Origin of the sequence: Pelomonas sp. Root1237 (genome assembly GCF_001425055.1) — a bacterium.
In the GTDB taxonomy this organism is placed as follows: Bacteria; Pseudomonadota; Gammaproteobacteria; order Burkholderiales; family Burkholderiaceae_C; genus Pelomonas.
Genome location: NZ_LMDK01000021.1, coordinates 139,773 through 166,740, shown reverse-complemented (window position 1 = coordinate 166,740; position 26,968 = coordinate 139,773). Strand labels below are relative to the sequence as shown.

Below are 26,968 nucleotides of genomic sequence, written 5' to 3'. Positions count from 1 at the left end.
GCGCCGGTCATGTCACCGGCTGTCAGCAGGCCCTGGGGGCTATCCCGGCGGTAGTTTTCACATCGCGCGTGTGATCCCTGGCGGGCCGCACTTGCGTCCTTGATGACAGGCCCGGCGTGTTGCCGTGCCCCACCTCTATCGGAGAACCATCATGGCCGCATTGCCCGTCACCATCGCCCTGAAGAGCATCAAGTGCAAGATCGAGACCGACGAGGTCGGCTCGGACGAGCCCTATGTGCTCGTCACTGCCGTCGACCTGACCAACCCGATCCTGCCCAACGCCGAAGTCACGCTCTACGGCCCGTGGGGCGACGTCGACGAGGGCGAATCCCGCAGCACCCAGCCGCTGCAGCCGGGCATCAACCCGAGCGACATGCCCTTCATCATCTGGCGCCGCAATGCCTGGGGCCCGTCGGGCCAGGCCAAGGCCATCGCCAACCCGGCCAATGCCGTCATCCTCGTGTCGATGATGGAGCACGACGATGGCAAGCCTGGCACGGCGCGCGAGCTGACCAAGGGCGCCGTCGTCAGCTCGCTGGCGGCCTCTGCCGGCATGACGCGGGCTCAGCGCGTGAGCAAGCTGAAGGCCGACATCCACGGCGCGCTCGGCATTCCCACCGGCTTCCCCAACTTCGACGACCGCGTCGGCACGACCCAGGAGTTCGTGCTCAGCACCAACCTGCTCGACGTGGCAGCCGGCCCCAAGAGCAAGACGCTGACCATCGTCGGGGATGGCGGCAAGTACGAGGTCACGCTGGTGGTGACGAAGGGCTGAGACCCGACCGGGCGCAGAACCTTCGCCCTGTGCGACGCGGGCCGAAGGACTGCCGCCGTACAAGGCGGCAGGCATAACGGTCCACTACTTGCTAACCGCCCGTCTTGACTGGCACCTTCACCGCCGGGCAGGCGGTGTTGGCCGGGTCGGGGCACTTGGGCAGCTTGGGTTTGACCTGGGTGCCGGTATTGCTGCCATCGGTCGCGGCGCCACCACCGCTGCCACCGGCGACGGGCGCGCCGCCGGGCGGGGTGGCAGCCTTCACCGCCGGTGAGCTGGCGGCCTTGACCGCCGGGGTGCCGGTGGCCGGTGCCACATCAGCGGCGTGCGCCGCGAGCGCGGCGCCCAGGCATGCCGTTGCCAACATCGAATCGAGAAGCTTCATCGCAGTCCTCCGTCAGAAGTCCAGCAGGGCCAGGCCCGGCGGCGCCGGGCGGGATGTGGACGATAGCAATTGCGACAGCCGCGTGCGCATGGCCGCGGCGTCAGCACGGTCGGCCAGCGCACCAGCGTAGGCATCCAGCTCGGCGCGCGCGTCGCGGCCGTCTCCGAGCGCGACGAGCGCCCTCAGCCGCAGGCGGTCCGGATGGCCCGGCGGCAGGCCGGCCTCGGCCAGCGCCAGGGCCTCGTGATAGGCGGCGCGAGCCGGCTCGATGCGGCCGGCGCTTTCATGGGCCAGCCCCAGCAGCGCCAGCGTCGGCCAGCGATCGGTGTCCTGCAACCCCAGGCGCGTGCGCTGGGCGGCCTCGGCCTGCGTCAGCATCGCGACGGCCTCGGCCGTGCGCCCCTGGCGCAGCGCCGCCTCGCCGAGCAGCGCGCGTGCGCGCTCCGCCGCCGGGTGTCCTGCCTCTTCCAGCGTGGACAGCAGCGGGCGCATCCGCGCCTCGGCCACGGCCGGCTCGCCACGGCGCATTTGCTGGCGTGCTGCCACCAGCCCCACGACGGCGGTCGCCTGGGCTTCGCCGCCGCGGCGGGCCTGCGCCAACGCCAGCTCCGCTTCGCGCGCCGCCTCGTCGGGTCGGCCGGCGTGGAACAGCGCGGTGGCCAGCCAGGTGCGCGTCGAGACGGTGTTGAGGTCGGCCGGTCCCAGCACTTCCTGCAGCTCCTGCACGCTGGCGCGCAGCAGGGGCAGGGCGGCGACGTGGTGCCCCAGTTCGACCTCCATCGTCGCGACGGCCATCCGGGCCTGGGCGGCGATCAGCCGCCCCGCGCCTTCGCTGGCATCGACGAGGGCTTGCAGCCAGCGCCGCGCATCGTCCCAGCGCCCCTGGGCCCGGGCGAGGCTGGACATCGCATCGGCCACGCGCCGATAGCGCTCATGGCGCGTGCCGAAACGCTCGCGAACCCCTTGCTCGGCCCGCGTCAGCAGCGACTGCGCCTCGTCGAGGCGGCCGGCCTCCATCGCCATCTCGCCGAGATGGGCGAGGGCGGACAAAGCCACCGCGTCGTCCTGGGCCGGCAGCGCGGGCACCAACCCCGTCAGCAGCGCGCGCGCATCGTCGGTCTGGCCCAGGCGGCTGCGGGCATTGGCGAGCTCGAAGGCGACGTCGCGACCCGCCTCGCCGCGGCCCTGCAGCTGGGCGTGTGCGAGCGACAGCGCTTCGGCCGCCAGGGGCATGTCGCCGGATTGGTTCAGCAGCAGCCCCAGTGGCCGGGCCACTTCGGCCAGCATGGCCGGGTCATCGCCCAGCCGGCGCTTGGCCTCGGCCCAGCTGCGCCTGAGCAGCTCGATCATCGGCACCGTCGCGCTGCCGGAGGCGTCGGGGCTGAGGCCGGCGAGGAGCTCGGTCAACACGCTTTGCACGCGGCGAGTGCGTTCGGCTTCTCGCGCGGCCTCGCGCCACTGCCAGGTGGTGGTGGCCATGCCGGCCAGCAGGCTGGCCAGCACCAGGCTCAGCGCGACCAACTGCAGCCGGTAGCGGCGCGCGAACTTGGCGCTACGGTAGGCCAGCGAGTCAGGCCGCGCGAGGATGGGGCGATGCTCGAGATGGCGGCGCACGTCGTCGGCCAGTGCGCTGGCGCCGGCATAGCGCTCGTCGGGGCGCTCCTTCAGCGCGCGGCCGACGATCAGGGCGAGGTCGCCGCGCAGTGTGGCCGCAGGCTCACGCTGGCCGGTCAGCAGCAGGCACAGCAGGCGGCCCAGCGCAAACACATCGGTGGCGGTGCTGACGGGCTCGCCGCGCAGCTGCTCAGGCGCGGCGTACTCAGGCGTCAGGCCCGCAGGCAGTTGCGCAGTCAGCTCCGCGCCGGTGTCATCAACAAGCAGCTTGGCGACACCGAAGTCCAGCAGCTTCACCTGGCCGTCCGCGGTGACAAGGATGTTGCCCGGCTTGAGATCGCGGTGCACGACCAGGCGCGCATGCGCATGAGCCACCGCGTCGCACACCTGCAGAAAGAGCCGCAGCCGCTCGTTCACATGAAGGTTCCGCAGTTCGCACCAGCGGTCGATGCGCTCGCCCTCCACCAGCTCCAGCACCAGATAGCGCGTGCGCGTCGCGCCGACCAGGGCTTCGCCGATGTCCAGCAGGCGGGCAATGTGTGGATGGGTCAACCGCGACAGCAGCTCGCCCTCGCGGCGAAAGCGCGCCTGGTTCCCCTCGCCGCGCCAGGGGCTGTGCAGCAGCTTGATGGCCGCCTCGCCGCTGTGGGCGCCATCGCTGCGCCGAGCGCGCCAGACCTCGCCCATGCCGCCGCTGCCCAGCGGTGCGACGAGGGTCCAAGCGCCCAGCACCTGGCCGGCCAGTTCGGGAGCGCCCGGTACTTGCGCCGGCTTGGCCAGAAAGCCGCGCTCTTCGGCCGCGTGGTCAGCGTTGATGAGGGCCTCCAGCCGCTCCCGTTGCGCCGGTGGCAGCTCGGCCAGCAAGGCTTCACGCTCGGCCGGCGTCGCGTCCTGCCATTCATCGAAGGCGGCGAGCGCGCCGGCCCGGTCAGTGGTGTTCACGTCAACTGGCCGCGGCGGCAAATCGGGCCGAGCGCCGGGCCGCTCCCAAGCCGGCCCGTCAGGCGATGTGCTCGCGGCTTGATGCCGCGAGCATCGCCGTCCCCGCGGGGGACCGGCTGGGATGGCCCGCGTTCAGCGAGGCGCGACCGGACGAGGGGTTTCATTTCACGCCTGCAACGCGTCGAACAAGAAAGCCCGCGCTTTACGCCAGTCGCGCTTGATCGTCGGCACCGAAACGCCCAGCAGCTCGGCGATCTCCTCCAGCTCCAGGCCGCCGAAGAAGCGCATCTCGACGACCTGGTGGGCGCGGCCGTCGGCGCGCTCCAGCATCTGCAGCACGTCGTCGAGCTTGAGCACATCGGGCGGTGCGATCTGCTCCAGCGCGGCCGTCGACAGCGTCACCTCGGCCTGCCCGCCGCCGCGCTTGTCGGCGTGGCGCTCGCGAACGTGGTCGATGATGACGCTGCGCATGACCTTGCTGGCATGGGCGAAGAACTGCGCGCGGTGCTGCGCGGCTTCGCGGCCCGCACTCTTCAGCCAGACCTCATGGATCAGTGCCGCCGGCTCCAGCGTCATCGGGGCGTGGCCGGCGAGATGACTTCTTGCCAGGCGCTTGAGCTCGGGGTAGAGCAGGGTGTAGAGGCGGTCTCGCGCCTCAGTCTCGCCGGACGCCAGGGCCGTCAGCAGCTGGGTGATCTCTGTCATGGGCGCGATGCTGGCGCCAAGTGCGCCCGTGCGGAACCCCCACCTTGCGCGCGAGAATGCCGGTTTGCTTCTCCGCCCGCCCCATTCCATGCCTGATACCCCCAGCCGCCCCGAACTGCCCGACCATCTCAGCGTCGACCCGCGCAGCCCTCACCACGTCGCCGCCGTCTTCGAGCACGACATCGGCATCCGCTTCAACGGCAAGGAGCGCCAGGACGTCGAGGAGTACTGCATCAGCGAGGGCTGGATCAAGGTGCCCGCCGGCAAGACGCTGGACCGCAAGGGCCGGCCGCTGTGCATCAAGCTCAAGGGCGCGGTCGAAGCCTTCTATCGATAAGACATCAGCACCAAAGCGGCTGCCGCGAGCAGCGCGATCCAGGCCGGGTGACGGCCGCGGTTGCTGAGCAGCACCAGGCCCCCGCTGACCGCCAACGCCGTGGCGGCGGCCGCTTCGATGATGCCGCCGGACATCGCCTGCACCGCCGGTTGGGCCAGCCACGCCAGCACCACCGCCAGTGCCCAGGCCAGGGCGGTCACGACATGCCAGCTTGCCCACAGGATGCGGGTCTGGAATTCGCGCAGCGCCGGCTGGCCGCCGACGGGCACCAGGCCGCCAGCGCGCAGATGGCGAAACAGCAAGCGCTCGCCCAGCCATGAGTGCGCCAGGCCGATGACGAAGACCAGCGCCGCCGCGCCAACGAGCCAGGGGTTCATGCCGCCCTCCGTGAAGTGAGCCTCAGTGTGAGGCCGGACTCGGGCCGCAGCGTGACGGCCATGCGCGGCTTGGGCGCCTCGTTGCCGGCCGGGCTCAGCTCGAAGCGCTGCAGCAGAAGCGCCGCGATCAGCGTCATCTCCAGCACCGCGAAATGCTGGCCCAGGCAGACGCGCGGGCCCAGGCCGAAGGGGATGTAGGCGCCGCGCGGGATTTCGTGTGCAGCCCCTGGCATGAAGCGCTCGGGCTTGAAGGCCAGCGGCGCATCCGGCCACCAGCGCGGGTCGCGGTGCAGCAGCCAGGGCGTCACGCGCACCAGCGTGCGGGCCGGCAGGCGCACGCCGCCCAGCGTAATCTCACGCGTCAGGCGGCGCGTCATGACGGCCGCCACCGGCGGGTACAGGCGCATCGCCTCCTTCAGCGTGGCGGAGAGAAAGGGCAGGGCGCCCGCGTCATCGGCCGTTGGCACGCTGCCGGCCAGCACGGCATCAACTTCGGCCCGGGCGCGCGCCTGGGCTTCAGGGTGTGCCGCCAGCAACCAGCTCCACCACAGCAGGGCCGTCGCGCTCGTCTCATGGCCGGCCTGGAAGCTGACCATGCACTGGTCGTAGACCTCCTGTGGCGACAGCGCCTCGCCGGTCGCCTCGTCGCGCAATGCCATCAGCATGCCGAGCAGGTCGGGCTTGCCGTCGCCGGGCGCGCGCCGGGCGTTGACATGGCCGCCCAGCAGTCCGTGCATCAGCTTGTGTGCGCGCCGCTTGGCGGCCTTGCCCGGCAGCGGCAGCCAGTCGGGCAGCGTGAATGGCCAGAACATCTCGGCCAGCGCCGTCTCGCTGAGCACCTGCACGGCGTGCGCAGCGGCCGCGGTGTCGGCGCCGATCGGCGTGCTGAACAGCGTGCGCGAGATGACGTCCATCGTCAGGTGGCTGAACAGCGTGTCCATCGCCACCTCGCCGTCCTGTACGCCGGCCAGCCCGGCGACGGCCGCATCGGTCATCAGCGCCGCATAGCCGGCCACGCGCTTGGGCGTGAAGGCCTGCATCAGCATGCGGCGCTGGCGCTGCCAGGTGGGCCCTTCAGTGACGAGGACGGACTGGCCCATCAGCTGGGAAAACACCTCGGGCCCGCGCGCCCAGCGGATCAGCGCGTCGGCATGGTCCACCATGACCTCGCGCACCAGTTCCGGGTCGAAGACATCGACGCCGCGTTCGCCGAGGATGGTCTGGCGCGGCAGATCGCCCAGCGATCGCTGCGCGGAGATCACCGCGAGATAGTCGCGCCGCATGGCCGCAAGCACGGGGATGCCCCACCAGCGCGTGGGGTGGCCAGGCAGGTCGTTCCAGGTCAGTGTTGTCATGGACCGTGATGCTGCGCTCCCGGGGCGGACGGGTCTTGAACGAATGCGACACTGATCGCGATGCAAGCCCACACACGCCTCTGGCTGCCGCCGCTGGCCCTCGCCGGCTGCGTGCGTGGCGTGATGCTGCGCGACACGCGCGGCCGAAACCTCGAGGCCGTGCAGCGCGAGAACTACTTTCCCGCAACACCGCTGGTCCAGCTGTTCTGGTGGGCCGAGGGCAGCAGCGAATGGCTGGCAACACCGGGTTTCTCAACACCGCCGCCGGAGCGCCGCCACGCGCCCGTGCTGTTCGGCGGGCCGTTCACGCTGCCCACGCACACGCGCAACCTCGGCGAGGTGTGGGCCTTCAAGCTGCTGCTGTTGCCCGACGCCTTCATCGCGCTGACTGGTGTCGCGCTGGACCGCCACGTCAACCGGGTCGTCGATGCGCGCGAGATGCTGCCCGCGGACTGGCTGGCCTGGGCCGAGCAGATGTCCGCCGCGCCCGATGACGCCACGCGCTTGCAATTGCTCGAAGACTTCCTGCTGCCACGCTGGCAGGCCCTGGGCACGCAGCGCCCTGGCCACCGCTATGCCGACTGGACCCAGGCCCTGGCGGTGCGCGCCGCCACCAGCGCGGCCGGCCGCAGCCTGCGCCAGCTCGAGCGCCGCATCAAGGCCTGGGCCGGCTTGCCGATGCGCGAGCTGCGCGCCGTGTCGCGCGCCGAGAACGCCTTCCACGCGGTGGCTGCCGCCGAGGCCGGCGCGGGTGTGAACTGGGCCGACATCGCCGCCGACAACGACTACGCCGACCAGAGCCATCTCTGCCGCGAGACGCGCCGCCTGACCGGCTTCAGCCCCGAGGACCTGCGCCGCCGCATCCAGACGGAGGAAGCCTTCTGGGCTTACCGGTTATGGCGCTGAACCCGAGGCCTAAACTGGCGCGATGACCCGCCTGCTGCTCCTGGCCCTGTTGCTGTGCTGGGTGGCTACATCGACCCGCGCGGCGCCCTGCCCGCAGCCGCTGCGCATCGGCTTCAGCGATGCTGCCTCGCCGCCGGGCCTGCTGGGCCAGGGCCCCGACTTTCCCGAGCCGCCAGGTTGGGAGGTCGTCGCCGTGCGCGAGGCGCTCAAACGTCTGGGCTGCCAGGGCGAACTGCTGCGCCTGCCCAACCGCCGCCTGTCGGCCTCATTGGCCCAGGGCGGCGTCGACATCGCGCTGCTGTTCGGCACCACGCCCGAGCGACTGCGCAGCTTGCGCTTCCCCCTCGATGCTCAAGGCCGGCCCGACGTCGCCTGGGCCCCCGTATTCGGCCACCTGGCGCTGTTTGGTCGCGGTGGCGAGGCTCCCGATCCCGCCTGGGACGGCAAGCTTCTGCCCAAGGGCCTGCGTGTGGGCGTGCTGGCCGGCTCGGTGCAGGACGCCATCGCGCGCGGTCACGGCTGGGCGGTCGAGCCCATCAGCGCACTCGACGCGGGGCCGACCATGCTGCAGGCGCGCCGCTTCGACCTGCTGCTGAGCACCCGCGAGGTGCTCACACCCGAGCAGCGCGCCGAGCTCGTCGAATGGGCGCCAGGCGTGGCCAAGCTGCCCTATTTCGCGCCGGCCTCGCCGCAGTTCGCCCAGCGCCACCCGGACTGGACGCGCGCCTTCTGGCGCCAGTTGTGCCAGGCCGTGCGGCGGCTGGAACCCGACATCCGCCCGGTTGAATGCGGCAGCGCGCCGGCCACGGCCTGGCGCTAGGCCCCAAGCCCAACCGATTGACCCTGGCATTGCGCGGCAATTGACGCGCACGTCAATTGATCGCGTCAGAATGGCGCATCTGAGTTACCAACGGAGTACAGCCATGTCCGACCCGATCGTCATTGTTTCCGCCGCCCGCACCCCCATCGGCGGCCTGCTGGGTGATTTCGCCGGCCTGGCCGGCTGGGAGCTGGGCGCCATTGCCATCAAGGCGGCCGTCGAGCGCGCCGGCGTGCCGGGCGACTCGGTCGATGAAGTGCTGATGGGCAACTGCCTGATGGCCGGCCAGGGCCAGGCGCCCGCCCGCCAGGCCGTGCGCAAGGCCGGCCTGCCCGATTCGGCCGGCGCCGTCACACTGAGCAAGATGTGCGGCTCCGGCATGCGCACCATGATGTTTGCCCACGACATGCTGGCAGCCGGCTCGGCCGAGGTCATGGTGGCCGGCGGCATGGAGAGCATGACCAACGCCCCCCACCTGATGTTCGCGCGCAAGGGCGTCAAGTACGGTGTTGCGCAGATGTACGACCACATGGCCCTGGACGGTCTGGAAGACGCCTATGAGCGCGGCAAGGCCATGGGCGTGTTCGCCGAACAGTGCGTGAGCAAATACGGCTTCAGCCGCGAGGCCATGGACCAATACGCCATCACCTCCACCCAGCGTGCCAAGGCCGCCAACGAGAGCGGCGCCTTCGATTGGGAAATGGCGCCGGTGACGATCAGCTCGCCTAAGGGCGACACCGTCATCAAGTTCGACGAGCAGCCCTTCAAGGCCAAGCTCGACAAGATCCCGTCGCTCAAGCCCGCCTTCAAGAAGGACGGCGCCATCACCGCCGCCACCTCGTCCAGCATCTCCGACGGCGCCGCCGCCCTGGTACTGATGCGCGAGAGCACGGCCAAGGCCCGCGGCCTGGCACCGATCGCCCGCATCGTCAGCCATGCCGTGCACGCCCAGGCGCCGGAATGGTTCAGCACTGCGCCGGCCGGCGCCATCCAGAAGGCGCTGGCCAAGGCCGGCTGGCAGGCGGGCCAGGTCGACCTGTGGGAAGTCAATGAAGCCTTCGCCGCCGTCACCATGGCCGCGATGGCCGACTTCAAGCTGCCCCACGACATCGTCAACGTCAACGGCGGTGCCGTGGCACTGGGCCACCCCATCGGCGCCAGCGGTGCGCGCATCGTCGTCACACTGCTGGGCGCGCTGAAGGCCCGTGGGCTCAAGAAGGGCATGGCGGCGTTGTGCATTGGTGGTGGTGAAGCCACGGCGCTGGCGGTGGAGATGCTCTGATGCTGGGCACCCACGATCTGGCGCTGTTTGCCGCCACCGTCTTCGTGCTGAACGCGACGCCCGGCGTCGACATGGCCTACACGGTCGCCAGCACCTTGCGTGGCGGCTGGCGCCAGGGCGTGGCGGCGGCGGTCGGCATCATGGCGGGCTGCGTGCTGCATTCGCTGGCCGCGGCCTTTGGCCTGGCGGCGCTGTTGGCCACGTCGGCCGAGGCCTTCACGGTCGTCAAGCTCGTGGGTGCGGCGTATCTGCTCTATGTGGCATGGGGCATGGCCCGGGCCGGGCTGCGTCCGGCGTCGGCCGCGGCCGAAGTGAGCGCGCCGCAGTCGCTGTGGCGCACCGCGCGACAGGGCTTCTTTACGAATGCGCTGAATCCCAAGGTCGCGCTGTTCTTCCTTGCGCTGCTGCCGCAGTTCATCGCGGCGGACGCGTCGAACAAGACGCTGGCCTTCCTGTTCCTGGGTGGCTGGTTCATCGCTCAGGGGCTGCTGTTCCTGCTCGCCCTCATCGTGCTGGTGGCGCCGTTGCGCCGCAGCCGGCCGCGGCCCTGGCTGGGGCGCGGCCTCAACCTCGGCGGTGCTGGCCTCTTCACCGTGCTGGCCGCCAAGCTCGCATTGACCAAACCATGAACGTTCTGATCATCGGCGCCTCGCGCGGCCTGGGCCTGGAGTTCGTGCGCCAGTACCGCGCGGCCGGCGCCCGCATCACGGCCACGGCCCGCGACGAGGCGGCGCTGGACCGGCTGCACGCCCACGGCGCCCGCGCCTTGAAGCTGGACGTGGCCGACACGGCCAGCGTGTCCGGCCTGGCCTGGCTGATCGACGGCGAGAGCTTCGACGTCGTCGTCATCAACGCCGGCGTCTACGGTCCCAGCACTTCGGGCCTGGAGACGCCGACGGTGGAGGACTTCGACGCCGTCATGCACACCAATGTGCTGGGTCCGATGCTCCTGCTGCCGCAGATTGCCGAGGCGCTGGCGCCGGGTGCCCGCGTGGCCATCCTCTCCTCCAAGATGGGGTCCATCGGCTCGCGCGCCAGCACCAGCGGCTGGCTCTACCGGGCTTCCAAGGCGGCGGTGAACTCCGTCATGAAAGATGCCGCGCTGACCCTGGCAGGCAAGGCCACCGTCATCAGCTTCCACCCCGGCTGGGTGCGCACCGACATGGGCGGCTCGGGCGCCGACATCGACGCGTCGACCAGCATCGCCGGCATGCGCACCGTGCTGGCCAGCGTGAAACCGGCGGATACGGGCAGTTTCTTCAATTACGACGGGCAACGATTGGACTGGTGAGTCCCCTTTATTGGCGGCGCGGCGGCCCGGCGGATTGCGCTAAGGTCTCGACCCATGGACACAACCCTCGCAGAAGCCGAAACGACCAGCCTGATCCGTGCCGGGGAAACCTGCGAACGTCACATCCGCTTCACGCGTGAGGACATCGCCGCTTTTGCCCGCCTGACCGGCGACTCCAACCCCCTGCACCACGATGTGCAGGCGGCCCAGCGGGCACGGCACGGCGAGATCATCGCCAGCGGCCAGCAGACGACGGCGCAGATGATCGGCCTCGTCGCCAGCCACTTCTCGCGCGGCGATGACGGCGCGGATCGCGAGCTGTTGTGCCTGAACTTCAATTTCGCCTTCAAGGCGCCGGTGTTCGCCGAGCAGGAGCTGCTGCTGCACTGGCGCGTGGCCAGCGTGGAATGGAATGCGACGCTCGGTGGGTGGCTGGCCCTCGTCGATGGGCGCGCGACCGTGCGCAACGCCCACCCTTGCGTAGTCGGGCGTGGCACGCTGCTCGTCAAGGCAGCCAGGGCCTGATTTCGTCCGCGAGCGTGGTCACATCGATGGGTTTGCCGATATGGGCGGCACAGCCGGCCGCCAGCGCTCGGGCGCGTTCCTCGGGCATGGCCTGGGCGCTCATCGCCAGCACGGGCACGTCGCGCAGCGACGGATCGGCCTTCAGTCGGCGTGTGGCCTCGTAGCCGTCGAGAACCGGCATGCGCAGGTCCATCAGGATGATGTCGGGCCGGCGCGCGGCGGCAGCTTCCAGGCCAAGTTGGCCATTGGCCGCCCAGTCGACCTCGAAGCCGGCGGCCTCCAGCACGTAGCGCGCGAGATAGGCGTTGGCCGCGTTGTCCTCGACCAGCAGCACCCGCGGCAGCGTCATGGCAGCGCGTCCATCTCGATGATGAAGCGCGAGCCCCCACCTTCGGCAGGCTCGTGGCGGATGCGACCCTGCATGCCGGCCAGCAGCTGGGCGCTCAGATAGAGGCCCAGCCCCGTGCCCTCCTGGGCATGGGCGACGCCGCCTTCGAGCTGGCGGAAGGGCTGGAAGAGCAGGGCTCGATGCGCCTCGGGGATGCCGGGGCCGTGATCCCTGACGCTCAGGACCAGGCGCTCGCCGTCTTGCCAGGCCTGGATCTCGATGTCACCTTGCTCGGAGAACTTGATGGCATTGCCCACCAGGTTGATCAGCACCTGGGTCAGCTTGCGGCGGTCCCCACGCCAGGGCAGCGACGGGGCCATGGCCAGCTTCAACACCAGGCCCCGGGGTTCGGCCAGCGGGCGCAACTGGCCCGCCACGTCGGCAGCGATCTCGGCGATGTCGATCGGCTCGATGTGGAGGTCCATGCGACCGGCCTCGATGCGCGACAACTCCAGCAGGTCGTTGATGAGGGCCAACAGGTGGCGGCCGGAGCTGGCGACGAAACCGAGCTGGCGTTTCTGCTCGGCGTTGACCGGGCCGCTGCGGCCACCGTGGATCAGGTCGGTGAAGCCGAGGATGGCATTCAGTGGCGTGCGCAGCTCATGACTCATGCGCGCCAGGAACTCGGACTTGAGCCGGTCAGCCTCCTGCAGCCTCAGGTGCTCGGCGGCCACGCGCTCGGCGGCCTTGCGTTCCGAGATGTCGTGCACGAAGCCGACGAACAGCGTCTCGCCGTCGAGCTCGAAGCGCGCGAAACGGATCTCCACCGGCAGATCCCGGCCATCGGCATGTCGGGCCAGCGTCTCGACGCCGCGCCAGTCCAGGCGTTTTTCTCCGGTCGCCATGTGGCGGGCCAGGCCAGCGACGTGCTGCGCCCGCAGGGCCTCGGGCTGCAAGGTCGCCAGCGGCTGGCCGTTGAGGCTGCCCGGTTCATGGCCGAGCAGCGCGTGGATGGCGGGATTGGCGAAACGGATGCTGCTGCCGGCATCGATGATGACGGCGCCGTCGATGCTGGTCTCCCACAGCGAGCGGAACAGCGCCTCGCTGCGCTGCACGGCCTGGTGGGTGCCCTGGTCCTCGCGGGCGCGCCGCATCACGAGGCCAGCGGCGGTCAGGCCGAACAGCAGGGCGCAGACCATCAGCATGCCGATCAGTGCCGCCGCCGTGATGCGCGACGCCAGCCCGAGGCTGGCCGAGAAGCGCTGCTCCATCGGCGTCAGCCGCGCATCCAGCGCCAGCACGCGGGGCTGCAGCGCGGCACGGGCCTCGGGAGGCAGTTCGCGGGCCTGGTGGGCCAGCGCGGTCATCTCGGTGATCAGCTCGTCGGCCTCGCGCCAGATGGCGACCGACTCGGCCATATAGGGCAGGCCGCGGCAGCAGCGGTAGAGCCGGATCAGGCCGGACGTGTCGTCGGCATGGTTGCGCGATTCGATGAAGCCCTGGCGGGCCTCGTCGTCATGGGCGCCACCTCCGTCCATGGCCTCGCGTGCACGCCTGGCGTTCAGGGGCACGGCGATCTCGCGCTCGAACGCCTGGTATTGCGCCTCGTCGCCGGATTGCAGATAGAGCACCAGGGCCAGCGTCGCGCTCTTCTGCGCACGTGACCATTGGCTTTCGCCAGCGACGTAGGCCCGTGCGGCCGACAGCGCCGTGATGGCATACAGCCCCAGCACCGCGAGCAACGCCGCCATGCCGATCAGCAGCCAGGCCACGCGGCGCGCACCGTGCGGCAGCACGGCGGCTGGGGTGGAGGCGGAAGCGTGACTCACCGTGTCCGAGTATGCCCAGACGCTGCCGGCGCGGGAACCTCAGGACGTAGGACGTTGCCTTCTGTTCTGCCTCGGCAGGGGTGTCATGCGCCGAGTGGTCAGAGCAAACCTGTCGTTACTTCGCTGCGCCACCAGCCCGTCCCTCCACCTCGAAGCTGCCCACCAGCACCTGGTCACCCCGGCCCGACAGGCGAAGCACGACGCGTTCGTCCTTCTGCGCGCCGGTGCCGAAGCCGGTGGCCAGCCACAGCATCAGCGTCGTGTAGGGCGACACCAACTGCTGGCTGTGGCCATAGAACTGGACGCGCACCTCGTAGCGGCCCGGCTTGGCGCGGCGCAGCGAGAACTCCTCGGGGCCGTAGCCGCCGGTGAAGTCGCGCGACATCGCGCCGCCCTGGCGGGTCAGGCGGTGGGCGTAGTAGGCCTTCTCGCCGTCGGGGTCGGTCACCCAGAGGTCGATGTCGGTGTTGTCGGCGTCCCAGGTCAGCACAGCGCGCAGGTCCAGCGGCAGGTTTTGGCGCAGACGCGCGTCGACACGCGACAGGTCCAGCTTGGGCGTCCGGGCGGCCAGGGCATTGAGCTCGGTCAGCGCAATCAGGTCGATGTCGGCAAAACGCCCGTCCCAGGGCCGGCTGGCCACGTCCCACAACAGGTCCAGCGCGCGCTGGGGCTGGGTGGCGGCGAGGGCCAGGGCGAGGTCGCGCGAGGACTGCGGCTCGTCCGGTGCCAGTTCGCGCACGCGCTCCAGCAGCGGCACGGCCAGGGGGGTCTGGCCGGCCTGCTGCAGCCGGTAGGCCAGGATGCGCAGGATGTGGCGGTTCTCCAGCTCCATCTCGGCGAGGTTGGACAGCACGCGCACGGCCAGTGCCTGCTGGCCCTTGGCGAAGAAAATCTCGGCCGCGTCGATGAAGAAGGCAGTGCTGGACAGATAGCCGGGCCGCTCGTCCAGGTAGATGGCATAGCGCTCGGCGTCGCTGGCCTCGCGCAGGCGGCGTGCGTAGGCGGCATCGGGCTCCCAGGCTCTCAGCGCGATGCTGGCCGGGGCGGCCGTGGTGCCGGCGTCCTCTTCGCGGGCGCGGCGCAATCCCGTCACGGCCACGGATTCGAGCGCGGGCGCAGCTGAGGGAGTCAACATCTGCGCGAGAGGCGGCGGTGCCGGCGCTGCGACGGGTGCTGGCGGCGGCTCTCGCAGGGCGATGGGGGCCGCTGGCTGCGCGATCGATGGGCGGACCGGCGCAGGCGCTGCCGGCCGGGACTCGGCCACGGCGACGGGCGGCGTCTCGACGGGCCCCCGCGGGAACTCCTGGGCCCACCAGGCCTGGCGCTGCTTGAAGCGCTGCACGAGGCTGTCGATATGCCTTTCGCGATCGGCCTGGCGCGTGGCGCCGCGCTGGGCCAGGCTCTGCCGGTAGGCCGCGCGCAGGGTGGCCGTGGGGGGCGCGATCTCGTAGCGCACATAGTCGGCCAGCTCGTCGAGCACGATCAGCGAGGTCTCGGCGCTGAGCAGGCGGAACTGCTCGCCCAGACGCCGGATCTGGGCGCGGTTGCGTTGCTGCTCGGCCGACAGTTCGGCGATGCGCAGCTCGGCCCAGCGCCGCGCCGCCAGCGGCAGCGTGGCCTCGTCGGACGGAGGGCTCTCGGTCGGCGCCTTCAGCTCGATGCGGCGCTGGCTGCGCCGCCCCTGGCCGTCGATGAGGGTGACGAGGAGGCGGCCGGTGACCACTGTCAGGCGAGTCGCGATGGCGAGGCGGCCGTTCTCGGGGTGCAGGGATTCGATGACGACGTCCTCGATGCCCTCGACGCCGTCGCCTTTCACGTCCAGTACCTGCAGGCCGGGCCTTGTCAGCGCGGTGAAGGCGGACGCGGTGCCCATCCGGGTCAGGTCCAGCAGGCGTGCACCGCCGGCCTCGGCGAGGCGGCGCAGTCGTGGCAGGTCGGCCCGGCTGGCGGCATTCACCGTGAACACGGGGCCGGCGGGTGGCAGGCCGCCGAGGTCGGGCCAGGTGGCCAGGCCGTCGCTGAACAGCAGGCTCATCGTGCCGCTGCCGGGGGGCGCGGCGGCCAGGCCGGCATACCAGGCGGCCGGGCTGCTGGCGCCGTCGTACGGCAACTGCTGCAGGGTGCGGCGCAGGGGCTGCCAGTCGCCACCGCGCACGTCGAAAACACGCACCGGCTCGGCGGCATCGCGTGCCACGGTCAGCTGCACGCGCACGTCGCGGGCGGCGGACAAGAGGGCATCGAGCAGGGCGAACTCGCGCGCATGGTCGCGCTCGGCGCCGGAGCCGGAGGCATCCCAGACGAGGTTGAGTTCGCGAGGCAGGCGGGTGGCGCCACGCGTGCCCTCGGCGGCGGCGATCTCCGCGTAGGCATAGACCTGGCCGAGATGTTCCTGCACGATGACGCTGTCGCCGCCGCTGGCGGTCCAGCTCAGAGCCAGCGCCTCGCGCGGCTGCCAGTTGCGGCGCTGCAGCCGCAGCGACGTCTCGTCGCCATGGGAGAAGGTCTCGACGCCGGCCAATGCGCCGCTCACCTGCGGCTTGCCGCCACGCAGGTCGAAGCGACCCTCGAACTGGCCCATCGGCTGGCCGAAGTTCAAGGGCAGGCGGTACTGCATGCGCCCCTGCGGGTCGGGCTGCAGCGTCTCGGCCAGTTGCAGCATGACGCGCCGCTCGCCGTTGGGTGGCACCGGATAGATGCGCAGCTTGAAGTTGTTGCCGGCGGTGCGCTCGAGCAGGGCCGGGTCGACGCGACGGCGGGAGATGTCGTCGAACACCTGGCGGCCCTTGTCCTTGGGCACCGGCACGGCGCTGACCATCTCGCCGCGGATGTCCAGCGCAAAGCCGACGACGCTCTGGCCGGCATCGAGCGGGAATTCCAGCGTGGCTTCCAGCTGGCGTGGGTTGGGGTTGTGCACGACGAGCTCGATGCGCGTCTGCGCCTGGGCGCCGGCCAGCGTGGCCTGCACCTGCACGCGCTGCAGCGTCAGCGGCTGGCTGGCGTCGGGCACGATGAAGCGCGGCATGGGCGGCGCTACCGGGGGCAGGGGCTTGGGCGGCGGTGGCGGAGGGCTGAGCGCGAAAGCGGCCGAGGAGGCCACCAGGGTCAGCAGGGCGAACAGCGAGCGAAGCGTCGAGACAGAAGGCATAAAGGTGTCCGGGACGGGCGGGCCAGGCGGGCACCGACAACACCTTGCCCAAACCGGCATCGTCGGCGAGTGCACCGTGTTCGTCAGCGTGAAGCTGGCGAACACAGGGCCTCTGCTTCTACGGCGGCAGCGGGCAAACAGGGTGAACGCCGCTCCGAAAACCGCCGGAGGGCGACCGAGGGAATATTCCCTTCGGTCCTTTACTGCTACCGCGACCGCTGCTGCCTAAGCTGCGCCGTCTTCATGGGAGCTTGTCGATGCGCCGTGGGTTCAAGGTGTTGCTGTGGATCGTGCTCGGTCCGATGGCGCTACTGCTGCTGCTTGGCCTTGCCTGGCTGGCCTGCAATGGTCGCTGGGCGGATGCCGACCCGCAGCCGGTACCCCCGGAGCTGCTGCCGCAGGCAGTGACGCTGGCGCCGCAGGACAACGCCTTCTTCGACGCCCAGGGGCTGCGCGCGCCGCAGGGCGAGGCGCCGAATGCCTGGGGGCAGCGCAGCTGGCGCGGTGAGGTCAGCGGCGAAGCCGGGCTGCTGGCGCTGCCATCGGGAGAGGACTGGAACTGCAACGCCGCCAAGGAGGATTGCGTGGCCCGCTGGCGCACCGCCGCGGCGGGGCTGAAGGCGCAGATGGCCAATGCCAGCCTGTTCGGCGAACGTTGCAAGGCGCTGGCAGCCAGGCCCAGCTTCCAGGAGCCGGCACCGGTGCGTCGGCCCCGCCCACCCGGCAGCTCGTCCTTCGAAGCCCTGGCGCTGCCGCAGTTCGGAGGCGTTACCCATTGCATGCGCTGGTTGCAGATCGAAGCCGTGCTCGCGCCGGATGCACAGCGCGCGGAGCCGTCCTGGACAAGGGCGGATGCGCTGCTGCGCCTCTTCGCCTCCGGCTCCCAGACCTTGCTCGGCCAAGCTGTCGGTTGGGCCACGGTCATGCGGCACCAGCAACTGCTGGCCCAGTGGGCGGCACGCCAGCCCGGTGGCGCCGCTCTGCCGGCTGCCTGGCGAGCCCCGCTGCCGGCACGCCTGCTGCAGCCGCGCCTGTGGATGGCGGCGGAGTCGCATTTCCAGCGCGAGACGGATGGCGACCAGATGTTCGACATGGAACCCAATCCGCTGCATGCCTGGGCAAGCCGGCACAGCCTGGGCCACCTGCCGCAGCTGACGATACAGGCCATGAGCGCCTACTGGTTGGCCGACATGCGGTCCTTCGGCCATCTGCAGGGCCCGGCGCTGGCGCGGCAGGTGCGCGGCAAGCCCGACCCCGAAGTCTCCTGGTGGCGCTTCCTGCGCTGGCGCAACACGGTCGGCCATGTGCTGGTGGAAGTCGCCCGGCCTGCCTTCGAGGGTTATGCCCTGCGCCAGGCCGACCTGGTGCTGTCCCAGGCCGCGCTCGACCTCAGCCAGCAACTGAATGTGCTGCCGGCCGCAGAACGCGCGGACTGGTGGCAGCGTCAGATGCTGGACGCCGGTATCCGCGAGCGCCTGAATCTTGAAGGCGACGCGCTGACGGTCCGCACCTGGCGGGGCGAAGTCGAGGCGGCGCATGCGGCGCCTTTGCGCTTCCCGCTGCGCCCCGGCTGACACAGCCTCGACAATGGCTCATCCAATCCAACAGGTTGAGCACCATGCTTCTTACCGAAGACCACCTCGCCGTGCAAGACGCCATCCGCGCCTTCGTGCAGGCCGAGATCGCCCCCCATGCCGCGGCCTGGGACAAGAACCACCATTTCCCCGCCGAGCAGTTGAAGGGCCTGGCGGCCCTGGGCTGCTATGGGGTTGCCGTGCCGACCGAATGGGACGGCGCGGGCCTGGACTATCTGGCGCTGGCAGTCATCCTCGAAGAGATCGGCGCGGGTGACGGCGGCACCAGTACCGTGGTCAGCGTCAACAACTGCCCGGTCTGCTCCATCCTGATGGGCTTTGCCAACGACGAGCAGAAGGAGCGCTTCCTCAAACCCCTGGCGCGCGGCGACATGCTGGGCGCCTTCTGCCTGACCGAGCCTCATGTCGGCTCGGAAGCCGGCGGCCTGCGCACGACGGCCGTCCGCGATGGCGATGACTATGTGCTCAACGGCGTCAAGCAGTTCATCACCAGCGGCAAGCACGGCGATGTCGCCATCGTCATGGCGGTGACCGACAAGGCCGCCGGCAAGAAGGGCATCAGCGCTTTCGTCGTCCCGACCAACACACCCGGCTACCAGGTCGCGCGCATCGAGGAGAAGATGGGCCAGCACAGCAGCGACACGGCCCAGATCCTGTTCGAGAACTGCCGCGTCTCCGCAGCCAACCGCCTGGGCGATGAAGGCCAGGGCCTGAAGATCGCCCTGTCGGGCCTGGAGGGCGGGCGCATCGGCATCGCCTCGCAATCGGTCGGCATGGCGCGCGCGGCCTTTGAGGCGGCACTGCGCTACAGCAAGAACCGGGTCACCTTTGGCCAGCCCATCTTCAACCACCAGGCGGTGCAGTTCAAGCTGGCCGACATGGCCACGCAGATCGAGGCGGCGCGCCAGTTGATCTGGCACGCCGCCAGCCTGAAGGATGCCGGCCGACCCTGCCTGAAGGAGGCGGCCATGGCCAAGCTGTTCGCCAGCGAGATGGCCGAGAGGGTTTGTTCAGACGCCATCCAGATCCACGGCGGCTATGGCTACCTCAGCGACTTCCCCGTCGAGCGCATCTACCGCGACGTGCGGGTGACGCAGATCTACGAGGGCACGAGCGAGGTGCAGAAGATCCTGATCGGGCGGGCGCTGGCGGCGGGCTGAGAGGGCGAGAGGCAAGCCAACGCGCGGAACGCCCTCTCGGGCATGCCGGATTCCCGCTCACCGTTCTGAGCGGCGCTCATCACGCCGTCAGAGCGGCTGCTGCTCGTTCGACCCGCCCGTTCCTTCACGCTTGCCGCGGTGCTCGGCGAGGGCCAACCGCATGGGGGATGCGGTTGGCTGGCTCGAACTCGTGAACACCGCCGGCCGCCGATCAACGCCAAGCGGCGCGCAGCGACAAGCCGCACGGCCAGCCGCCACCCCGTTACTGCCAGCTCTTTCGTGAAATCAGGCGCACGCCACGTTCTTGACTAACGTGACACACGGCTCTAACCTGACAGCAACAAATCAGGAGAAGCCGCCGTGAATGAGACTTTGACGAGTAGTGAGGCTGCGCGGATATGCGGCGTGAGCTTTCGGACGGTGATTCGATGGATCGAGCGCAACGAGCTGCAGGCCTATCGGTTGCCTGGCCGTGGCGACTATCGCGTCCTCGCGACCGAACTGCGCCGGTTCATGAGCGTGCATGGCATTCCTGATCCCGATGACATGCCCGGGCAAGCCAAACGCATCCTGGTGGTCGACGACGAAGCCGCGATGGCCAGCGCGATCAAGCGGGCGCTCAAGCGCGAAGGCTTCGAGGTGGCCACCGCGAGCGACGGCTTCCTGGCGGGGTCGATGCTGCACGTCTTCAAGCCGCACCTGATGACCCTGGACCTCCAGATGCCCGGCATCGACGGCTTCGGCGTCCTGCGCTTCCTGCGCGAGCAGCCGCCGCCGTTTCCGCTGAAGGTGCTCGTCGTTTCCGGCGAGAGCGAGCAACGTCTGCAGCAGGCGCTCGAGCTGGGCGCGCATGGCGCGCTGGCCAAACCCTTCGAGAACGAGGAACTGCGGCAGGCCGTCGGGCGGATCCTGGGCGAAGCGCCCCGGGGCGCGCGCACCGGTGATGACAAGGCGCCCTGAGGAGACCTTCGCTCGAGTGGGGCGCAGCCATGAACAACCACAGGCCAGGCGACACGACCAGCCTGCTGGCGCAGCTGCGGGAGATGCAGGAGAGCCTGTCTCGCGTGGTGGCCGGCGTGCGCGAGAACTCCGAAGCGGTCGCCACCGCATCGGCACAGATCGCCCAGGGCAACAACGACCTGAGCCAGCGCACCGAGGAGCAGGCCTCGGCGCTCGAGGAGACCGCAGCTTCGATGGAGCAGCTCAGCGCCACCGTCAAGCAGAACGCCGACAACGCCAGCGAGGCCAACGCACTCGCGCAGGGCGCCAGCGTCATCGCCATCAAGGGCGGCGAAGTGGTCGGCCAGGTCGTCGACACGATGAAGGAGATCAACGCCGGCTCGAAGAAGATTGCCGACATCATCGGCGTCATCGACGGCATCGCTTTTCAGACCAACATCCTCGCCTTGAACGCGGCGGTGGAAGCGGCGCGCGCCGGCGAGCAGGGCCGCGGCTTCGCGGTCGTCGCCAGCGAGGTGCGTAGCCTGGCCGGTCGATCGGCGAACGCCGCCAAGGAAATCAAGAGCCTGATCGGTGCGAGCGTGCAGCGTGTCGAGCAGGGCGCGGCGCTGGTCGATCAGGCCGGTGCCACGATGACGGAAGTGGTCAACTCGATCAAGCGTGTGACCGACATCATGGTCGAGATCAGCGCGGCCAGCACGGAGCAGAGTGCCGGCGTGTGCCAGGTGGGTGAAGCCGTCGGCCAGATGGACCAGGTCACGCAGCAGAACGCCGCGCTGGTGGAGGAAAGCGCGGCGGCAGCGGAGAGCCTGCGGGTGCAGGCACTGCGGCTGGTGCAGACGGTCGAAGTGTTCAAGCTGGCTCAGAGCAGCCCGGCGCACGAGCCCGCGGCGCCTGCAGCACCACGCGCCGCCGCGGCGCGCGTCGGCAGCGGTGTCAAGCGCCGCAGCCCGCAGCGCGCAAAGGCTGCGAGCCGGCCCGCATGGGGGCCCGCCAAGCTGGCCTAGGCGCCGGCGGCGAGTGACGCGAATGCTTGCGCCAGCACCGCGCTCGACGCCGCCAACGCCGCCCGCTCGGCCGTATCCATCGCTGGCTCCACCACCTGCACTGCGCCGCCCGCGCCCACCAGCGCTGGCAGGGACAACGCCACGCCGCGGATGCCACAGGCGCCCTCCTGCACGCGGCTGACGGGCAGCAGCCGGCGCTCATCATTGACGAGGGCGCCGATCAGCTCGCTCGTGACGAGCCCGATGGCGTGGTTGGTGGCGCCCTTGCGCTGGATGACGTCGTAGGCCGCGCGGCGCACGTGGCCCGCCAGCGTGGCTTCTTCGTCCGCCGGCCAGCCGGCCCAGTCGCGCAGCGCCACGCCACCGACGCGCGCGCCGGACCACAGCACGACCGACGAGTCGCCATGCTCGCCCACGACCTGCGCATGCACCGACGTCGGCGACACCTTCAGGTGCATGGCGAGCCGCTCGCGCAGCCGCGCCGTGTCCAGCAGCGTGCCGGTGCCGATGACACGCTCCGCGGCCAAGCCGGCGGCCGCGGCGACCACGCGGGTCAGCACGTCGACCGGGTTGGTCACGACGATGACGATGCCGCCGAAGCCGGCCAGCGCCCGGCCCATGCCGGCGGCGATGCGGGCGTTGTCGCGCAGCAGGTCCAGCCGGCTCTCATCCGGCCGGCCGTTGCGCCCGGCGGCCAGCACGACGATGTCGGCCTCGCGCATCTGCGCCAGCGGCACGGCACTCACGGCGCAGCGCGGGTAGAAGGCCGCACCGTCGGCCAGATCCATGGCCTCGCCCTCGGCCACGGCGGCGCGCTGGTCGCACAGCCACAGTTCGCGCGCATGCCCGGCGAGCAGCGTTGAAAACGCGACGCTGGTGCCGACCCAGCCCGTGCCGATGATGCCGATGCGTGCCTTCATGCCGGCAGTATCAACCGCCGACCCCAGCTTTCACAGTTGGCGCGCGGTGCCGTTCATCCGCGCCCGATGCTTGCCGTTCGTCGCATGGCAGGCGCGCGCCGCCCGGCCCCTGTCTAGCATCGCGCCCATTCGGAACCCATGGAGGCGGCAATGAAGGAAGACGTGCTGGTGGCGCGCGGCCTGCGCAAGGCCTATGGCGACCGCGTGGCCGTGCATGAAGTGAGCCTTGAGCTGCGGGCTGGTGAGGTGCTGGGCCTGCTCGGCCCTAACGGCGCTGGCAAGTCGACGACGGTCGGCATGATCTGCGGCCTGACGGTGCCCGATGCCGGCACGGTGACGCTGTCCGGTGGCGTCAGCCTCGCCAGCGACGAGGCCGGCTACAAGCGCCGCATCGGCCTGGTGCCCCAGGACATCGCGCTGTACGAGGAACTGCCGGCGCGCATGAACGTGGAGCTCTTCGGCAACCTCTATGGCATGGCGCCTGAACTGCTGAAGCGTCGCGCCGACGAGGTGCTGGCCATGGTGGGCCTGTCGGACCGCGCCAAGGACAAGCCCTCGACCTTCTCCGGCGGCATGAAGCGGCGGCTCAACATCGCCTGCGCGCTGATCCATGACCCCGAGATCATCCTGCTCGACGAGCCCACGGCCGGCGTCGACCCACAAAGCCGCAACGCCATCTTCGACAACCTGGAGATGCTCAAGCGCGCCGGCAAGGCCTTGATCTACACGACCCACTACATGGAGGAGGCCGAGCGCCTGGCCGACCGCCTCGTCATCATCGACCATGGCCGCGTCGTCGCCAGCGGCACCCAGGCCCAGCTTTTCGCGTTGCTGCCGGCCGCGCAGACGCTGCACGTCGAGATCGACGGCGAGCCCAACGATGCGGCGCTGCAAGGCCTGGCCGGCTTTCCCGATGTCAGGCGGGTGGGCCAGCGGCTGGACGTCAGCGTCGCCGACATCGGCCGCGACGCCGGCGCCGTGCTGGCCGCGCTGGCGCAGCGAGGTGTCAGGGTGCGCGGTCTCGCCTCGGCCCGCGCGACGCTCGAAGACGTCTTCCTGTCGCTCACCGGTCGTCAACTGCGGGACTGAACCATGCAAGCCATCCTCGCGCTCGTCCGTGCAGAACTGAAGCTGCACTTCTCCAACCGCCGCGCGCTGCTCATGAGCATCGTCGCGCCCATCCTCATCGCCGCCTTCTTCGGCAGCCTGTTCGGCTCCAGCAGCAAGATGGCCGGCATCGCCGTCGGTGTCGTCGACCTGGACCGCAGCCCGCTGTCGCAGCGCGTCGTCGCAGCACTGCAGGCCGAGTCCGCGTTGAAGACCACGGTCACCGATGAGGCCGACGTCGTGGCGCAGGTGCGCGCCGGCAAGCTGCGCGCCGCGGCCATCCTGCCGCAGGGCCTGGGCCAGCAAGCGGCGGGGGCCATGTTCGGCACCAGCCCGAAGCCCGTGATCGTGCTGCACTACGACCCCTCGCAGGCCAGCGCCCTGGCCGTCGTGCGCGGGCTGCTGGCGCAGACGCTGATGCAGGAGGTCAGCCGCAGCACCTTCAGCGCCGGCAGCCCCGTGCTGGCGGACATGAAGCAACAGGTCGAGACCTCGCAAGGCCTGGACACCGAACGCCGGGCCGAGCTTGTGCGCATGTTCGACAGCATCGGCGCCGTGCAAAAGCGCGAGGCCGCTCAGCCTCCGGGCGGTGCTTCCGCGGCGGCGGCGGGCGGCCTGTCCATGCCCTACACGACGCGCGAGGTCGAGGCCCTGCAATCTGGCACCAATGCCGCCCCCGTGGCCTACAACAGCTATGCCCACTCCTTCGCCGGCATGGGCGTGCAGTTCATCCTGATGAGCGGCGTAGAGATGGGCATGGGCCTGCTGCTGATGCGCCGCCTGGGCCTGTGGAAGCGGCTGCGCGCGGCACCGCTGTCGCGCGCCCAGCTGCTGGGCAGTCGCATCGCCGCCAGCGCGCTGATCTCGCTGATCGTCTTCACCATCATCTACGTCGTGGCCATCGCCGCCTTCGGCGTGCGCGTGCTCGGCAGCCCGGCCGGCTTTGCACTGGTGCTGGCCTGCTTTGCGCTGCTGACGGCCAGCTTCGGCCTGCTCATCGCGGCACTGGGCCGCACGCCCGAGGCCACACGCGGCCTGGCCATCCTGGCCACGCTGCTGATGGTCATGCTGGGCGGCGCCTGGGTACCGGCCTTCATCTTCCCGGAGTGGTTGCAGACGGTCTCGCTGGCCGTGCCGACACGCTGGGCCGTGGATGCGCTGGATGCGATGACGTGGCGCGGTCAGCCCTTCGCCGCGGCGCTGCTGCCCAGCGCGGTGATGCTGGGCTTCAGCGCAGCCTTCGGGCTGCTGGCGATCTGGCGGTTTCGCTGGGAGGAGTGATTTTTCAGGCCCAATGACGCTGCCCACAGGAAGACCTTGCTTCGTCGCGTCAGTCCACCTGAATGACCTTGTCCGCCGCGCGCAGATATGCCAGCGCGGCCTCGGGGTCGCGCGAGCTGGCGGCGGCGGCTTCCAGCGAGCGTGTGCGGCGCAGTGCGCGGTTCAGCTCGGAGACCGCCTCGGCTGGGGCGCCGCCCAATGCATCGGCCAGGCGCAGCGCGTCGGCCAGGTCGCGCAGCCCGCCGGTGGCCGGCGGGGTGAAGTCGGGGCACAGGCGGGCCACGAGCGAGGGATCGGTGCGCAGTGATTCGGCCAGCGCAACGAGATCGCGATCGCGCAGCGGTGCCAGGTGGCGGGTGCCGTGCAGCAGCAGCGGCGACAGCGCCTTCAACGCGCCCGAAGGCATGTTGGCGTGCAGATCTCGCAGCGTGGCCGCGGCGGCTTCGAGCCGGAAGCGGATGGCGGCCCGGGCGAATGGCAGCATCTTCGGGTCGCCCTCGCCCTGCTCCTCCACCTTGAAGCGCCACACGCTGGCCGCCGCCAGGTAGAGGTGGGAGAGCACATCGCCCAGCCGCGCGGACAGCAGCTCCATGCGCTTGAGCCGCCCGCCGAGCAGCCCCATCGCGAGGTCGGCCGTCAGCGCGTACTTGGCCGACAAGCGGGCGATGAGCCGGGCTTCCTTTTCAAGCCCTGGCGGCACACGGCCCTTCAGGCCGGCGCCGAAGAGGCTGGCGCCGAGGTTGCGCGCGACGTGGCCTGCGTGGCCGAGCAGGGCTCGGCCCAGCGCGGCTTCGTCCTTGGCCTGCACGGCAGCCATTTCGTCCATCACGTGTGGGTGGCAGCGCACGGCGCCCTGGCCGAAGATGATGAGGGCCCGCGACAGCAGGTTGGCGCCTTCCACCGTGATGGCGATGGGCGCATGCCGATAGGCCACGCCCAGCAGGTTGCTCGGGCCGCTGATGATGCCCTTGCCGCCCAGCACGTCCATGCCCGTGCTGACGGCGCGGCGGCCGGCCTCGGTGAGCTGCACCTTGAGGATGGCGCTGGCCACGCTGGGCCGCTCGCCGGCGTCGAGTGCCGCTGCCGTGTAGCGGCGCGCGGCGTCGGACGCGTACAGATCCGCCGCCGTGCGGGCTATGAGACCCGCAATGGCCTCGAAGCGCGCGATGGGCAGGCCGAACTGCTCGCGGATGCGGCCATAGCCCGTCATCACGTAGAGCGCTGTCTGCTGCATGGCCGCGCCCAACGCCGGCAACGAGATGGCGCGCCCCGCAGCGAGGCATTCCATCAGCATGCGCCAGCCCTGGCCCACCTGTGCCTCGCCGCCGATGACCCAGTCCATGGGCACGAACACATCGTCGCCGTGGATGGGCCCGTTCATGAAGGCGGAGTTCATCGGCCGGTGGCGGCGCCCGATCTCCAGCCCCGGCGTGGGCACGGGGATCAGTGCGCAAGTGATGCCGAGATGCTGCTCCGCCGGCGGGCGCGACGGGTCCACGGCTTGGAAGGCCAGCCCCACCACGGTGGCCACCGGTGCGAGCGTGATGTAGCGCTTGTCAAAGCGCACGCTGAAGCCGCGCACGGTGTGGCCGTCGATCTCGCGCTCGGTCAGCATGCCGGTGTCTGGGATGGCCGCAGCGTCGGAACCGGCGTACGGCGAGGTGAGGCCGAAGCAGGGCAGGTCGCGGCCGTCCGCCAGGCGGGGCAGGTAGTGGGCCTTCTGCGCGTCCGTGCCGTAGCGCAGCAGCAGTTCGGCCGGGCCCAGCGAGTTGGGCACCATGACCGTCACGGCGGTGGCCACGTTGACGGTGGCGATACGGGTCACCACGGCGGCGTGGGCGAAATGGCCGAAGCCCAGGCCACCCTGCTCGCGCGGGATGATCATGCCGAAGAAGCGCCGCTCGCGCAGAAAGCGCCACACCTCGGGCGGCAGGTCGTGCGCCTCGTCGATCGCAAAGTCGTCGAGCATGGCAATCAGCTCGCGCACGTCGCCGTCCAGGAAGGCCTGCTCGTCGGCCGTCAGGCGGTTGGGCGCCATGGCGAGCAGGCGGTCGAAGTCCGGCGCGCCGGCGAACAATGCGCCTTCGAAACCCACCGTGCCGGCCTCCAGCGCCGCGCGCTCGGTGTCGCCCATCTGGGGCAAGGCCTTGGCGAACGGTTCAAACGCCCAGCGACCCAGCAACGGGCCGAGCAAGCTTGCGATCACGGCTGTGGTCTCCTTGGGGCCCATGCTGCGCCAGGCGAGGGTGGCGCAGCGTCAGCCGTGTCTGATTCTCAAGATCGGCACGAACAACAAACGAAACAAACCCCTGCCTCGCCTGA

Annotated in this window: 23 protein-coding genes and 1 pseudogene; 14 read left to right on the top strand and 10 right to left on the bottom strand. The window is 70.4% G+C overall.

Features of this window, described 5'->3' with window-relative positions:
• The first annotated feature begins 151 nt into the window (after nucleotides 1-151).
• The gene (locus ASC91_RS27010) at nucleotides 152-775 is read left to right on the top strand and encodes a hypothetical protein (RefSeq protein ID WP_056204918.1); all 624 of its coding nucleotides are present in this window, start codon (nucleotides 152-154) and stop codon (nucleotides 773-775) included.
• A 91-nt stretch (nucleotides 776-866) separates the two neighbouring features.
• On the opposite strand, the gene ASC91_RS27005 is transcribed toward ASC91_RS27010, so the two are convergent.
• The 3 genes from ASC91_RS27005 to ASC91_RS26995 form a co-directional block, all read right to left on the bottom strand.
• Entirely contained in the window at nucleotides 867-1,160 is a 294-nt protein-coding gene (locus ASC91_RS27005) for a hypothetical protein (RefSeq protein ID WP_056204915.1), read from the bottom strand.
• A 12-nt stretch (nucleotides 1,161-1,172) separates the two neighbouring features.
• Complete coding sequence (locus ASC91_RS27000) at nucleotides 1,173-3,716, bottom strand: serine/threonine-protein kinase (protein ID WP_056204911.1); 2,544 nt, start codon at nucleotides 3,714-3,716, stop codon at nucleotides 1,173-1,175.
• Nucleotides 3,717-3,881: 165 nt separating this feature from the next.
• Entirely contained in the window at nucleotides 3,882-4,421 is a 540-nt protein-coding gene (locus ASC91_RS26995) for an ECF-type sigma factor (RefSeq protein ID WP_056204908.1), read from the bottom strand.
• Nucleotides 4,422-4,509: 88 nt separating this feature from the next.
• Between ASC91_RS26995 and ASC91_RS26990 the strand changes: the two genes are divergently transcribed.
• On the top strand, nucleotides 4,510-4,758 hold the full coding sequence (locus ASC91_RS26990) for a DUF3297 family protein (protein ID WP_056204906.1): 249 nt from the start codon (nucleotides 4,510-4,512) through the stop codon (nucleotides 4,756-4,758).
• On the opposite strand, the gene ASC91_RS26985 is transcribed toward ASC91_RS26990, so the two are convergent.
• Nucleotides 4,749-5,135, bottom strand: a complete 387-nt coding sequence (locus ASC91_RS26985) for a hypothetical protein (RefSeq protein WP_056204900.1) — start codon at nucleotides 5,133-5,135, stop codon at nucleotides 4,749-4,751. The two genes, ASC91_RS26990 and ASC91_RS26985, sit on opposite strands and share 10 nt — an antisense overlap.
• Nucleotides 5,132-6,490, bottom strand: coding sequence for a cytochrome P450 (locus ASC91_RS26980; protein ID WP_235532121.1), 1,359 nt, complete (start codon nucleotides 6,488-6,490; stop codon nucleotides 5,132-5,134). Before ASC91_RS26980 ends, ASC91_RS26985 begins: the two co-directional genes overlap by 4 nt.
• A 60-nt stretch (nucleotides 6,491-6,550) precedes the next feature.
• Between ASC91_RS26980 and ASC91_RS26975 the strand changes: the two genes are divergently transcribed.
• From ASC91_RS26975 to ASC91_RS26950, 6 genes are all read left to right on the top strand, one after another.
• Complete coding sequence (locus ASC91_RS26975) at nucleotides 6,551-7,396, top strand: helix-turn-helix domain-containing protein (RefSeq protein ID WP_056204897.1); 846 nt, start codon at nucleotides 6,551-6,553, stop codon at nucleotides 7,394-7,396.
• A gap of 22 nt (nucleotides 7,397-7,418) precedes the next feature.
• Nucleotides 7,419-8,216, top strand: coding sequence for an ABC transporter substrate-binding protein (locus tag ASC91_RS26970; protein WP_056204894.1), 798 nt, complete (start codon nucleotides 7,419-7,421; stop codon nucleotides 8,214-8,216).
• 103 nt (nucleotides 8,217-8,319) lie between these two features.
• Complete coding sequence (locus ASC91_RS26965; protein ID WP_056204891.1) at nucleotides 8,320-9,498, top strand: acetyl-CoA C-acyltransferase; 1,179 nt, start codon at nucleotides 8,320-8,322, stop codon at nucleotides 9,496-9,498.
• Entirely contained in the window at nucleotides 9,498-10,127 is a 630-nt protein-coding gene (locus ASC91_RS26960; RefSeq protein ID WP_056204890.1) for a LysE family translocator, read from the top strand. The genes ASC91_RS26965 and ASC91_RS26960 overlap by 1 nt, the downstream gene beginning before the upstream one ends.
• A complete protein-coding gene (locus ASC91_RS26955; RefSeq protein WP_056204887.1) occupies nucleotides 10,124-10,789 on the top strand; it encodes an SDR family oxidoreductase in 666 nt (221 codons plus the stop codon). Before ASC91_RS26960 ends, ASC91_RS26955 begins: the two co-directional genes overlap by 4 nt.
• A gap of 54 nt (nucleotides 10,790-10,843) precedes the next feature.
• Complete coding sequence (locus ASC91_RS26950) at nucleotides 10,844-11,314, top strand: MaoC family dehydratase (RefSeq protein WP_056204884.1); 471 nt, start codon at nucleotides 10,844-10,846, stop codon at nucleotides 11,312-11,314.
• Here the strand turns inward: ASC91_RS26950 and ASC91_RS26945 are convergent.
• From ASC91_RS26945 to ASC91_RS26935, 3 genes are all read right to left on the bottom strand, one after another.
• On the bottom strand, nucleotides 11,295-11,663 hold the full coding sequence (locus ASC91_RS26945) for a response regulator (RefSeq protein ID WP_200955361.1): 369 nt from the start codon (nucleotides 11,661-11,663) through the stop codon (nucleotides 11,295-11,297). The genes ASC91_RS26950 and ASC91_RS26945 overlap by 20 nt on opposite strands.
• A complete protein-coding gene (locus tag ASC91_RS26940; RefSeq protein ID WP_157282177.1) occupies nucleotides 11,660-13,471 on the bottom strand; it encodes a PAS domain-containing sensor histidine kinase in 1,812 nt (603 codons plus the stop codon). Before ASC91_RS26940 ends, ASC91_RS26945 begins: the two co-directional genes overlap by 4 nt.
• A 115-nt stretch (nucleotides 13,472-13,586) precedes the next feature.
• Nucleotides 13,587-16,616, bottom strand: coding sequence for a VIT domain-containing protein (locus ASC91_RS26935; RefSeq protein ID WP_056204880.1), 3,030 nt, complete (start codon nucleotides 16,614-16,616; stop codon nucleotides 13,587-13,589).
• Between the two features lie 257 nt (nucleotides 16,617-16,873).
• On the opposite strand from ASC91_RS26935, the gene ASC91_RS26930 reads away from it, so the two are divergent.
• The 4 genes and pseudogenes from ASC91_RS26930 to ASC91_RS26915 form a co-directional block, all read left to right on the top strand.
• Nucleotides 16,874-18,190, top strand: a complete 1,317-nt coding sequence (locus ASC91_RS26930) for a hypothetical protein (protein WP_056204877.1) — start codon at nucleotides 16,874-16,876, stop codon at nucleotides 18,188-18,190.
• 44 nt (nucleotides 18,191-18,234) lie between these two features.
• Nucleotides 18,235-19,371 (top strand): acyl-CoA dehydrogenase family protein, encoded by a 1,137-nt coding sequence (locus tag ASC91_RS26925; RefSeq protein ID WP_056204874.1) that lies wholly within the window; start codon nucleotides 18,235-18,237, stop codon nucleotides 19,369-19,371.
• A gap of 360 nt (nucleotides 19,372-19,731) precedes the next feature.
• Nucleotides 19,732-20,331, top strand: coding sequence for a response regulator (locus ASC91_RS26920; RefSeq protein ID WP_056204871.1), 600 nt, complete (start codon nucleotides 19,732-19,734; stop codon nucleotides 20,329-20,331).
• Between the two features lie 62 nt (nucleotides 20,332-20,393).
• Nucleotides 20,394-21,338, top strand: a pseudogene (locus tag ASC91_RS26915) (methyl-accepting chemotaxis protein); the annotation flags it as partial.
• Here ASC91_RS26915 and ASC91_RS26910 read toward each other — a convergent pair.
• A complete protein-coding gene (locus tag ASC91_RS26910; RefSeq protein WP_056204865.1) occupies nucleotides 21,335-22,258 on the bottom strand; it encodes an L-lactate dehydrogenase in 924 nt (307 codons plus the stop codon). The pseudogene ASC91_RS26915 and the gene ASC91_RS26910 overlap by 4 nt on opposite strands.
• A 150-nt stretch (nucleotides 22,259-22,408) precedes the next feature.
• Here ASC91_RS26910 and ASC91_RS26905 point away from each other — a divergent pair, with 150 nt between their 5' ends.
• Nucleotides 22,409-23,347 (top strand): ABC transporter ATP-binding protein, encoded by a 939-nt coding sequence (locus ASC91_RS26905; RefSeq protein WP_157282175.1) that lies wholly within the window; start codon nucleotides 22,409-22,411, stop codon nucleotides 23,345-23,347.
• Between the two features lie 3 nt (nucleotides 23,348-23,350).
• Entirely contained in the window at nucleotides 23,351-24,646 is a 1,296-nt protein-coding gene (locus ASC91_RS26900) for an ABC transporter permease (RefSeq protein WP_056204852.1), read from the top strand.
• 49 nt (nucleotides 24,647-24,695) lie between these two features.
• Here ASC91_RS26900 and ASC91_RS26895 read toward each other — a convergent pair whose 3' ends face one another.
• Nucleotides 24,696-26,852: an acyl-CoA dehydrogenase gene (locus ASC91_RS26895; RefSeq protein WP_235532120.1), complete on the bottom strand. Its 2,157-nt coding sequence runs from the start codon at nucleotides 26,850-26,852 to the stop codon at nucleotides 24,696-24,698.
• Nucleotides 26,853-26,968 lie beyond the last annotated feature (116 nt).

Bases quoted from the DNA above. Each gene is read 5' to 3' on its own strand.
- ASC91_RS27010 (WP_056204918.1), top strand. From the start codon at position 152: ATGGCCGCATTGCCCGTCACCATCGCCCTGAAGAGCATCAAGTGCAAG.
- ASC91_RS27005 (WP_056204915.1), bottom strand. From the start codon at position 1,160: ATGAAGCTTCTCGATTCGATGTTGGCAACGGCATGCCTGGGCGCCGCG.
- ASC91_RS26995 (WP_056204908.1), bottom strand. From the start codon at position 4,421: ATGACAGAGATCACCCAGCTGCTGACGGCCCTGGCGTCCGGCGAGACT.
- ASC91_RS26990 (WP_056204906.1), top strand. From the start codon at position 4,510: ATGCCTGATACCCCCAGCCGCCCCGAACTGCCCGACCATCTCAGCGTC.
- ASC91_RS26985 (WP_056204900.1), bottom strand. From the start codon at position 5,135: ATGAACCCCTGGCTCGTTGGCGCGGCGGCGCTGGTCTTCGTCATCGGC.
- ASC91_RS26980 (WP_235532121.1), bottom strand. From the start codon at position 6,490: ATGACAACACTGACCTGGAACGACCTGCCTGGCCACCCCACGCGCTGG.
- ASC91_RS26975 (WP_056204897.1), top strand. From the start codon at position 6,551: ATGCAAGCCCACACACGCCTCTGGCTGCCGCCGCTGGCCCTCGCCGGC.
- ASC91_RS26970 (WP_056204894.1), top strand. From the start codon at position 7,419: ATGACCCGCCTGCTGCTCCTGGCCCTGTTGCTGTGCTGGGTGGCTACA.
- ASC91_RS26965 (WP_056204891.1), top strand. From the start codon at position 8,320: ATGTCCGACCCGATCGTCATTGTTTCCGCCGCCCGCACCCCCATCGGC.
- ASC91_RS26960 (WP_056204890.1), top strand. From the start codon at position 9,498: ATGCTGGGCACCCACGATCTGGCGCTGTTTGCCGCCACCGTCTTCGTG.
- ASC91_RS26955 (WP_056204887.1), top strand. From the start codon at position 10,124: ATGAACGTTCTGATCATCGGCGCCTCGCGCGGCCTGGGCCTGGAGTTC.
- ASC91_RS26950 (WP_056204884.1), top strand. From the start codon at position 10,844: ATGGACACAACCCTCGCAGAAGCCGAAACGACCAGCCTGATCCGTGCC.
- ASC91_RS26945 (WP_200955361.1), bottom strand. From the start codon at position 11,663: ATGACGCTGCCGCGGGTGCTGCTGGTCGAGGACAACGCGGCCAACGCC.
- ASC91_RS26935 (WP_056204880.1), bottom strand. From the start codon at position 16,616: ATGCCTTCTGTCTCGACGCTTCGCTCGCTGTTCGCCCTGCTGACCCTG.
- ASC91_RS26930 (WP_056204877.1), top strand. From the start codon at position 16,874: ATGCGCCGTGGGTTCAAGGTGTTGCTGTGGATCGTGCTCGGTCCGATG.
- ASC91_RS26925 (WP_056204874.1), top strand. From the start codon at position 18,235: ATGCTTCTTACCGAAGACCACCTCGCCGTGCAAGACGCCATCCGCGCC.
- ASC91_RS26910 (WP_056204865.1), bottom strand. From the start codon at position 22,258: ATGAAGGCACGCATCGGCATCATCGGCACGGGCTGGGTCGGCACCAGC.
- ASC91_RS26905 (WP_157282175.1), top strand. From the start codon at position 22,409: ATGAAGGAAGACGTGCTGGTGGCGCGCGGCCTGCGCAAGGCCTATGGC.
- ASC91_RS26900 (WP_056204852.1), top strand. From the start codon at position 23,351: ATGCAAGCCATCCTCGCGCTCGTCCGTGCAGAACTGAAGCTGCACTTC.